The 244-nt window shown below is 55.3% G+C and carries 1 pseudogene; it reads left to right on the forward strand.

Features of this window, described 5'->3' with window-relative positions:
- Positions 1 to 15: 15 nt before the first annotated feature.
- A pseudogene (locus GHN86_RS23280) lies at positions 16 to 244 on the forward strand (IS481 family transposase); the annotation flags it as partial.

Below are 244 nucleotides of genomic sequence, written 5' to 3' on the forward strand. Positions count from 1 at the left end.
CATGGCGGTATAGGCATGCAGGTTCCGGCTTCTCGGTACACGTCCAGCTCCAGGGCGTATCAGGAGGTGCTGACTCAGATCGAATACGGCAGTGAACTGGAGGTACGAAAAGTGCAGGCCAAAGGTGAGATTTACTGGCAAGGCCAAGCCTGGAAACTGGGAAAAGGGTTTGTAGGCGAGCGCGTGGGGGTAAGAGAAGGTGCTCAGGATGGGCAATACGATGTGTTCTGGGGAAGCCATCGTA

Source organism: Pseudomonas helleri, from assembly GCF_009600315.1.
Classification (GTDB): Bacteria; Pseudomonadota; Gammaproteobacteria; order Pseudomonadales; family Pseudomonadaceae; genus Aquipseudomonas; species Aquipseudomonas helleri_A.